Source organism: Nocardioides sp. (assembly GCF_031397825.1).
Lineage (GTDB): Bacteria > Actinomycetota > Actinomycetes > Propionibacteriales > Nocardioidaceae > Nocardioides.
Window position 1 is genome coordinate 1 of record NZ_JANNML010000246.1, and the last position, 7,521, is coordinate 7,521.

General features: G+C 71.1%; 8 protein-coding genes. 5 read left to right on the forward strand and 3 right to left on the reverse strand.

What is annotated here, in order from left to right:
- Nucleotides 1-927, forward strand: a 927-nt coding sequence (locus RMN98_RS20870; RefSeq protein ID WP_309650749.1) for a phospholipase D-like domain-containing protein, incomplete at its 5' end; no start/stop codon positions are given.
- Between the two features lie 149 nt (nt 928-1,076).
- Complete coding sequence (locus tag RMN98_RS20875; RefSeq protein ID WP_309650750.1) at nt 1,077-2,282, forward strand: hypothetical protein; 1,206 nt, start codon at nt 1,077-1,079, stop codon at nt 2,280-2,282.
- Here RMN98_RS20875 and RMN98_RS20880 read toward each other — a convergent pair.
- On the reverse strand, nt 2,266-3,429 hold the full coding sequence (locus RMN98_RS20880) for a steroid 3-ketoacyl-CoA thiolase (protein WP_309650751.1): 1,164 nt from the start codon (nt 3,427-3,429) through the stop codon (nt 2,266-2,268). The two genes, RMN98_RS20875 and RMN98_RS20880, sit on opposite strands and share 17 nt — an antisense overlap.
- Before the next feature lie 158 nt (nt 3,430-3,587).
- On the opposite strand from RMN98_RS20880, the gene RMN98_RS20885 reads away from it, so the two are divergent.
- The gene (locus RMN98_RS20885) at nt 3,588-4,823 is read left to right on the forward strand and encodes a cytochrome P450 (RefSeq protein ID WP_309650752.1); all 1,236 of its coding nucleotides are present in this window, start codon (nt 3,588-3,590) and stop codon (nt 4,821-4,823) included.
- Between the two features lie 165 nt (nt 4,824-4,988).
- Here the strand turns inward: RMN98_RS20885 and map are convergent, their stop codons facing one another.
- Nucleotides 4,989-5,756: a type I methionyl aminopeptidase gene (gene map, locus RMN98_RS20890; protein ID WP_309650753.1), complete on the reverse strand. Its 768-nt coding sequence runs from the start codon at nt 5,754-5,756 to the stop codon at nt 4,989-4,991.
- A gap of 35 nt (nt 5,757-5,791) precedes the next feature.
- On the opposite strand from map, the gene RMN98_RS20895 reads away from it, so the two are divergent.
- Nucleotides 5,792-5,974: a hypothetical protein gene (locus RMN98_RS20895; protein WP_309650754.1), complete on the forward strand. Its 183-nt coding sequence runs from the start codon at nt 5,792-5,794 to the stop codon at nt 5,972-5,974.
- A gap of 40 nt (nt 5,975-6,014) precedes the next feature.
- Nucleotides 6,015-6,788 (forward strand): maleylpyruvate isomerase family mycothiol-dependent enzyme, encoded by a 774-nt coding sequence (locus RMN98_RS20900; RefSeq protein ID WP_309650755.1) that lies wholly within the window; start codon nt 6,015-6,017, stop codon nt 6,786-6,788.
- A gap of 28 nt (nt 6,789-6,816) precedes the next feature.
- Here RMN98_RS20900 and RMN98_RS20905 read toward each other — a convergent pair.
- The coding region (locus RMN98_RS20905; protein WP_397210433.1) for a thiolase C-terminal domain-containing protein at nt 6,817-7,521 on the reverse strand (705 nt) is incomplete at its 5' end.

Below are 7,521 nucleotides of genomic sequence, written 5' to 3' on the forward strand. Positions count from 1 at the left end.
CACGCGGGCTCGACCGTGCGCGTGGTGATGTGGAAGCTCACCAGTCGCGCGTTGGCCCGCGAGCTGGTCACGGCGTCGCGGCGGGGAGTCCGCGTCCAGGTGCTCGTCGGCGGGATCTCGTGTCGTGAGCCGGCCTTCCGCCTGCTGCGCCGCGACCTGGCACGTGCGTCGCGCTCGACGGCCGGCTGCAGCTATCGCAGCGCCCGGGGCGGAGGGACCTTCGCGGGACAGGAGACCGGCCTGCACCAGAAGTCGTGGACGTTCACCCGCACCGGCACCGGTCGCTGGGTCGTCCTGGTGACCTCGGCCAACGCGACCCCGATGGCCGACACCTTCCAGTACAACGACGCCTACCAGGTCGTCGGCAACCGGGCGCTCCACGAGCGCTTCCGCGAGGTGTTCGACCAGCAGCGACGCGACCGACCGCTGACCCGTCCGTTCCGCACGCACCGGGCGGGGGACATGACGGTGGCCTTCTCCCCGTGGGACTCGGCGCGCATGAGCGATCCCGTCGTCTCCCGGATCCGCGCGATCCCACCCCAAGGCGCGGTCATCCGGATCGCCACGTCCAACTGGCAGGACGCGCGCGGGGTCAGCATCGCCCGCGCGCTGGTCCGCAAGCTCGAGGCCGGCGCCCGCGTCCGCGTGCTCACCAGTCGCCCGTTCGCCCGGGTGATCCGCAGCCTCCTGGTCGACGCCGGCGCACGTCTCGAGACGGCGTACTTCTCACCCCGGCGCTACCACCACCTCAAGTTCATGACGGCCGAGTACGACGGGCCCCGCGGTCGCCAGACCCGGGTGTGGACGGGCTCGGAGAACTGGTGGGGCCCCTCGCGCGGTCACGACGAGCTGGTCCTCGGGTTGACGACGCCCGGGGCGCACCGGGCCTACGTGCGGTTCTTCGACGACGTCTGGGACGACCACTGAGGCGGGACGTCCCGGAAGCGGGTGCTCGCTGTCGTCCCCCTGTCGCCCGGGCGTCGGTCCCAGGACGGCTGACGGACAGGTCGGCTCCTTAACGTCGAGGAACGACAGGGTCGCGCGAGCGGCCGGTGCCTCGTCGTCCCAGGAGATCCATGTCGTCGCGTCCCGGTTGGCGCTTCCTGCTCGCAACCGCCTCCTGTGCGGTCGTCCTCATCGCCAGCGCTGTCGTCCCCGCACCGGCGGCGGCCCCGGCCGGCGCGCCCTCCGCCTCGCCGGTCGTGGGGCTGCGAGCCGGTGCGCCACCGACGGCGTCGGAGAGGCGCTCGACCGTGCGGATGCGTGCCGTGCTCGACCGGCCGGGCGAGCGACGGGTCCGCTCGCTGCTGACCTCGCACCTGCGTCAGGCGCCGCCGGGCGCGGTGGTGCGCGGGGTCGTCTGGACCTACAGCAGCGCCGTCATGACCACGGCCCTGCTGGACGCCGCCCGCCGGGGAGTCCGCGTGCGGGTCCTCGTCGGCGGCATCTCCTGTGCGGAGCCGGCCTTCCTCGCCCTCGCTGCCGGGTTGCCGGACGCGTCCTGGGCGCGCTGCGTGCGCGGCTCCGCCCGCAGCGGGGACTCCTTCGACGGGTTGGAGGCCAACCTGCACCAGAAGTCGTGGACCTTCTCCCGCGCGGGCAGCGAGCGCTGGATCAGCATCGTGACCACGGCCAACGCCACCGACGTCGCCGAGACCGACCAGTACAACGACGCCGTCGAGCTGATCGGGCACCACCGCCTCTACCAGGCGCTGGGCCGGGTGTTCGAGCAGCAGGCCCGCGACCGGTCCGTGCGGCGTCCCTACCGTCATGTCGAGCTCGGAGGCGGGGTCGCGGCGACCTTCCTGCCGTGGACCTCGCCGACGCAGCGTGACCCGGTCGTCGAGCGGATCCGATCGCTGCCCGGACCGGGCACCGTGATCCGGGTGGCGCAGTCCAACTGGCAGGACCCGCGGGGCGTCAGGATCGCCCATGCCCTGGTCGATCGGCGTCGTGCGGGGGCGGACGTCGCAGCCGTCGTCAGCTCGCCCTTCGGCCCGCGGGTGAGCGCGGTGCTGCGGGAGGGCGGCGTACGCGTCGAGAGCGCGTGGTTCGGACCGCACCGCTACAGCCACCTGAAGTTCCTGGCGGCGTCGTACGACGGGGCGCGCGGCCGCGTCCAGCGGGTCTGGACCGGGTCGGAGAACTGGTGGTCGCCGTCACGCGGGCACGACGAGCTCGTGGTGCGTGTCGATGGCCGGTCGGCCTACGTGACCTACGCCGGCTTCTTCGGCCAGCTGTGGCGGGAGGCGCGGACGGCTCGCCTCAGATCCGCTCGATGACCGTGCCGGTGGCCATGGCGCCGCCGGCACACATCGAGATCAGTGCCGTGGACTGGTCGCGGCGCTCGAGCTCGTGCAGGGCGGTGGTGATCAGCCGGGTGCCGGTGGAGCCGACCGGGTGACCGATCGCGATGGCCCCGCCGTTGACGTTGACCTTGTCGAGGTCGACCTGGTGCTGGCCGGCCCACGACAGGACGACGGAGGCGAAGGCCTCGTTGACCTCGAAGAGGTCGAAGTCGGAGATGGCCATGCCGGTGCGGTCGAGGATCCGTTGGGTCGCCGCTATCGGGCCGTCCAGGTGGAAGTAGGGGTCGGAGCCGACCAGGCAGTGGTTGACGATCCGGGCGCGCGGGGTCAGGCCGAGGGAGCGCGCCTTCTCCTCGTCCATGATCAGGACGGCCGAGGCGCCGTCGGAGATCTGGGAGGACGTGCCGGCGGTGTGCAGCCCGTCGGGCAGCACCGACCTCAAGGAGGCGAGCCCCTCGAGGGTCGTCTCGCGCAGCCCCTGGTCGGTGTCGACGAGCCGGGTCTCGCCGGTCGGGTTGCCCTCGGCGTCGAGCACGGGAGCCTCGATCGGGGCGATCTCGCGCTTGAAGCGCCCCTCGTCGACGGCGATCCGGGCCTTCTGCTGCGAGGTGAGACCGAAGGCCTCGAGGTCGGCGCGGGTCAGACCGCGGTTGCGGGCGATGCGGTCGGCCGCCTCGAACTGGTTGGGCATGTCGATCGACCAGTCCTCGGGCCGCGGGTCTCCCATCCCGGCCGGGACGTTGGCGCCCAGCGGGATGCGCGACATCGACTCGATGCCGCAGGCGATGCCGACGTCGATGGTGCCGGCGGCGATCATGTCGTGGACCAGGTGGGCCGACTGCTGGCCCGAGCCGCACTGCGCGTCCACGGCGGTCGCCCCGGTGTGCTGCGGCAGGCCCGCGTGGAGCCAGGCACGTCGGATCATGTCGTTGGACTGCTCGCCGGCCTGGGTGACGCAGCCGCCGACGACCTGCTCGACCAGCATCGGATCGACCCCGGCGCGCTCGAGGACCTGGCGCTGGGCGAAGCCGAGCAGCGTGGCGGGGTGGATGCCGGCCAACCAGCCCTTGCGCTTGCCCAGGGGAGTGCGGACGGCGTCGACGATCACAGGGGTACCCATGGGAGCAAACTAGAACACGTTCTTGTTCTTCGGCAAGGCAGGCGTGACCGCCGTCGCAGATTGGGCGACGAATCGTCCACGAAAGCCTTTCCGGATATACCGAGAGTATGTAGTCTCAGTCGGGTAGAACGTGTTCCAGAATCGAGAGGGCAACTGCTGTGACTACGACCGACGTCATCCCCGAGGGGTTCGACTTCACCGACCCGGACGTCAACTGGGCCTCCATCCCGCACGACGAGTTCCTGGCGCTGCGCCAGAAGGCGCCGGTCCACTGGGTCGAGCAGCCCGAGACCTCGCGCCACGGCATGGAGGGAGGCACCGGCTACTGGGCCATCTCCAAGCACGCGGACGTCTCGGCGATCTCAAAGGACAGCAAGAACTTCGGCACTGCCGAGAACGGCGCGATCATCCGCTTCCAGGAGGGCATGCTGCGCGAGCAGGTCGAGATGCAGCGCGTCATGCTCATCAACCAGGACCCGCCCGAGCACACCTCGACGCGGCAGATCGTGTCGCGCGGCTTCACCCCGCGCGCGATCAACGCGCTGGAGGAGCTGATGGAGCAGCGCGCTGCGCAGATCGTCAAGGACGCCGTCGCCCGCGGCACCGGCAACTTCGTCGAGGAGGTCGCCGCAGAGCTGCCCCTGCAGGCGATCGCCGACCTGCTCGGCGTGCCCCAGGAGGACCGTCGCAAGCTCTTCGACTGGTCCAACCAGATGCTGGCCAACGAGGACCCTGACTACGCGGGTGAGCCCGACGTCGCCGCGGCGGAGATCCTCGGCTACGCCATGGGCATGGCCGCTGACCGCAAGGCCAACCCGCGCGACGACATCGTCACCAAGCTCGTGCACGCCGACAAGGAGGGGCGCGGCCTCACCGACGACGAGTTCGGCTTCTTCGTCATCATCCTCACCGTCGCCGGCAACGAGACCACGCGCAACGCCATCACCCACGGCATGAACGCCTTCCTCGACAACCCCGACCAGTGGGAGCTGTGGAAGAAGGAGCGCCCCGAGACGATGGTCGACGAGGTCATCCGCTGGGCCACGCCGGTCATCTCCTTCCAGCGCACCGCCCACCATGACGTCCAGGTCGGCGACGTGACCGTCAAGAAGGGTGAGCGCGTCGGGTTGTTCTACGCCAGCGCCAACTTCGACGACGACGTCTTCGAGGACCCTTACCGCTTCGACATCACCCGCGAGAGCAACCCCCACGTCGCCTTCGGCGGCCACGGCGCGCACTACTGCATCGGCGCCAACCTCGCCCGCCAGGAAGTCCGGCTGATCTTCAACGCGCTGGCCGACCACGCTCCCGACATCACCAAGCTCGAGGAGCCCAAGCGACTGCGCCACGGCTGGATCAACGGCATCAAGGAGCTGCAGGTCACGTACGCCTGATCGACCCATCTCGTTCGACGACGCCCCGGCCATCGCGGCCGGGGCGTCGTCGTTATCCGGGGTGCCGGGGACATGCGGATTGGTCACCAACCGCAAGAAATCGGCCCCGGGACCTGCGGTTGGTGACAAACCCGCATGCCTCGGGGCCGAGCCGTGCCCGCCGGGTCAGTCGCGCGCGGTGAGGACCAGCGGCCCGTCTGCGGTGATCGCGACGGTGTGCTCCATGTGGGCGCCGCGCGAGCCGTCGTTGCTCTTGATCGTCCAGCCGTCGGGGTCGATGTGGATCTCGTCGGTGGTGTGGAGGAACCACGGCTCGATCGCGATGACCAGGCCCGGCTTGAGCTTGAGGCCACGACCCGCGCGGCCGTCGTTGGAGATGTGGGGGTCGCCGTGCATGGTCCGGCCGACGCCGTGGCCGCCGAACTGGAGGTTGACCTTGAGGCCGGCGGCGCGCGCCACGTCGCCGATGGCGGCGGAGATGTCGCCCAGGCGCCCACCGGGCTGGGCGGCAGCGATGCCGGCCGCGAGGGCCCGGTCGGTGGTCTCGATCAGGTCGAGGTCCTCCTGGCGGGCCGTGCCGACGACCTTGGAGTAGGCCGAGTCGGCGACCCATCCGTCGACGCTGCACGCGAAGTCGACGGACAGCAGGTCGCCGTCGGCGAGGACGTAGTCGTGGGGGAGCCCGTGCAGGACCGCGTCGTTGACCGACGTGCACAGCACCTTGCCGAAGGGCATCGCGCCGAAGGAGGGGTGGTAGTCGATGTAGCACGACTCGGCGCCGCGCTCGCGGATCATCTGGTGGGCGAGCTCGTCGAGCTCGAGCAGGTTGACACCGACGTCTGCCTTCTCGCCGAGCGCTGTGATCACCGAGGCGACGAAGCTCCCGGCGGGACGCATCTGCTCGATCTGGGTGGGGGTACGGAACTCGATCACGCACCGAGCCTACGGACCTGCCGAGGATCGCCCGCATGCACCTGGCTCTCGGCACGATGCACGTCGGCCCCCGCACCGACCGGGCCACCTCGTTCGTGATGCTCGACCGCCTCGTCGAGGCCGGCGTGAGCACCCTCGGGCAGCTCGACTCCGCGTTGGCCGCCGCCGACCTGGTGCTGGACGACGACGACCTCGCGGACCTCGACGTTCGCCGATGAGGCATCGGGGCCGGCCGCCCGGGCAACTACGCTCGATGACATGACCGACAACGTCGCCCGCATCGTCACCTCCCTGCGCCACCACCACGACCAGCTCGCGGCCACCGTGCGCCAGCTGAGCGAGGACCAGCTCACCGGACCCAGCGGTGCCTCCGAGTGGACGCTGGCCGACACGTTGTCGCACCTCGGCAGCGGCGCCGAGATCAGCCGCGCGACGATCATCGCCTCCGTCGACCCCGACGCCGAGAAGCCCGACAACCAGGCGATCTGGGACCGCTGGAACGCCGCTTCGCCGCGCGAGCAGGCCGACGCGTTCGTCGAGCAGGACAAGGCGCTCGTCGAGCTGCTCGAGGGCATCGGTGCCGACGAGCGCTCGGCGATGACGGTCGACCTGGGCTTCCTGCCCGAGCCGGTGCCGCTCGTCGTGGCCGCCGGGATGCGCCTCAACGAGGTCGCCGCCCACGCCTGGGACGTCGGCGTCGGTCTCGACGACACCGCTGCCCTGGACCCTGAGGCGGCCGACCTCCTGCTCGACCTGTACGCCGGGCCCCTGGCGTTCCTGCTCGGCTTCAGCGCCAAGCCCGACCAGCTCGGCGGCCCGGCCCAGGTGCAGGTCGGCGACCGGGCCATCGTGGTCGGCGACGGCGTCACCATCGCCGAGCCCAGCGCGCCGACCGCGACGTTCGCCGGCCCGACCGAGGCCGCCGTGCGGTTGCTCTCCGGACGCCTCGGCGCCGAGCGCACCCCGGCCGGCGTCGACGTCACCGGCAACGTGACGCTCGACGACCTCCGGAAGGTGTTCCCGGGCTACTGAGCCCTCAGACAGGCCACCGGACGGGCCCTCAGCTGGTGGGCTTGTCCGCGCCGACGACCCACATCGCGAAGAACTGCGAGCCGCCGCCGTAGGCGTGGCCGAGTGCCTTACGAGCGCCGTCGATCTGGTGCTCGCCGGCCGCGCCGCGCACCTGGAGGGCCGCCTCGCCGAAGCGGAGCATGCCGGAGGCACCGATCGGGTTGGACGACAGCACGCCGCCGGAGCAGTTGACCGGGATCCGGCCAGTCATGGCGGTCTCGCCGGACTCGGACAGCTTCCAGCCGCCGCCCTCGTCGGCGAAGCCCAGGGACTCCAGCCACATCGGCTCGAACCACGAGAACGGCACGTAGATCTCGGCCATGTCGATCTCGTCGATCGGGCTGGTGATGCCGGCCTGCTTCCACAGGTGGGCCGCCGCGTCGCGCGACGCCTGCGGGTTGACCTGGTCGCGCTCGGCGGCCGAGGTGGACTCCGAGCGCATCACCGTGCCGTGGATCCACGCCGGGTTGGGCGACGCGGCCGCGGTGTCCTCGTCCACGATGACCAGCGCGCAGGCGCCGTCGGAGGACGGGCACGTCTCGTCGTAGCGGATCGGGTCCCACAGCATCGTCGAGGCCAGCACCGACTCCACGGTGGTGCCCTCGTTGTGCAGGTGGGCGTAGGGGTTCTTCAGCGCGTTGTTGCGGTCCTTGGCGGCCACGATCGCCCCGACGTGGGTCGGCGCGCCGGAGCG

Bases quoted from the DNA above. Each gene is read 5' to 3' on its own strand.
- RMN98_RS20875 (WP_309650750.1), top strand. From the start codon at position 1,077: ATGTCGTCGCGTCCCGGTTGGCGCTTCCTGCTCGCAACCGCCTCCTGT.
- RMN98_RS20880 (WP_309650751.1), bottom strand. From the start codon at position 3,429: ATGGGTACCCCTGTGATCGTCGACGCCGTCCGCACTCCCCTGGGCAAG.
- RMN98_RS20895 (WP_309650754.1), top strand. From the start codon at position 5,792: ATGCACCTGGCTCTCGGCACGATGCACGTCGGCCCCCGCACCGACCGG.
- RMN98_RS20900 (WP_309650755.1), top strand. From the start codon at position 6,015: ATGACCGACAACGTCGCCCGCATCGTCACCTCCCTGCGCCACCACCAC.